The organism is Cyanobacteriota bacterium (assembly GCA_025054735.1).
In the GTDB taxonomy this organism is placed as follows: Bacteria; Cyanobacteriota; Cyanobacteriia; order SKYG9; family SKYG9; genus SKYG9.
In genome coordinates this window covers 1-1,216 of the sequence record JANWZG010000671.1, presented here as the reverse complement: position 1 = coordinate 1,216, position 1,216 = coordinate 1, and the positions used below count along the sequence as shown (strand labels likewise).

General features: G+C 45.3%; 1 protein-coding gene. It reads left to right on the top strand.

Going from position 1 to position 1,216, the window contains the following annotated elements; genetic code table 11:
- Nucleotides 1-1,216: AAA family ATPase (locus tag NZ772_19270; GenBank protein MCS6815698.1), on the top strand; the 1,216-nt coding region annotated here is incomplete at both ends.

Here is a 1,216-nt window from a genome sequence, read left to right as displayed (position 1 = left end):
ATACCTGGTTTGAACTAGGGCAGCAGGACGTGTGCGATCGCTTCCTTATCCCCGAAAAGCTCTACGGACGTGAGACGGAGGTGCGCACCTTGCTAGAGGCATTTGAGCGAGTTGCCAATGGTGCCTCTGAACTGCTGCTAGTGGCAGGCTTCTCTGGAATTGGCAAAACTGCCGTTGTGAATGAGGTGCATAAGCCAATTGTGAGGCAGCGGGGATACTTTATCAAAGGCAAATTTGACCAGTTCAATCGCAACATTCCACTATCTGCCTTTGTACAAGCCCTACAACATTTGATGAAGCAATTGCTCTCGGAACCAGATGAACAGTTAGCGCAATGGAGGCAGCAGATTCTGATTGCTGTAGGAGAAAATGGTCAGATTCTGATTGAGGTTATTCCGGAGCTAGAACAGGTTATTGGCAAGCAGCCACCTGTCGCCGAACTCTCTGGTAGGGCAGCGCAGAGTCGGTTCAATCATCTGTTCCAAAAGTTTATCGAAGTTTTCACTACAGCCGAACATCCTCTAGTGATCTTTTTGGATGATTTGCAGTGGGCAGATGCTGCATCTCTGGACTTAATCAAACTGTTGATGGGTAACAACGGCTATTTGCTATTATTGGGTGCTTATCGAGACAATGAGGTGTCGCCTACCCATCCCTTTATGATGACAATGGCAGAATTACAGAAGTCAGGCCATGTTATCAATACCATTACACTACAACCCCTGGCTTTTGAAGATACTAATCATCTCGTGGCTGATACGCTGAATTGTTCGGTAGAGCTTGCCCGACCTTTAACAGAATTAATTGATCGCAAAACCCAGGGCAATCCCTTTTTCACGACACAATTTCTCAAAGCACTCTACGAAGATGGGTACATTCATTTCAACCACGATCGCCATTATTGGGAATGCGATATTGTGCAGGTGAATGCACGATCGCTCACTGATGATGTAGTGGAATTTATGGCGCTGCAATTGCAAAAACTACCTGAAGAAACTCAGCGAGTTTTGAAATTAGCAGCTTGTATTGGCAACCAGTTTGATTTGAACACATTGGCAATCATCTCAGAGCAATCTACCGTTGACACAGCAGCAGCTTTGTGGACAGCCCTGAGAGAAGGTTTGGTTTTACCCATCAGTCAGGTTTACAAGTTTTTTCAGAGTGAACAATCTGAAACAGAAGTGACTGCAAATCCTAGTTATCGTTTTTTGCACGA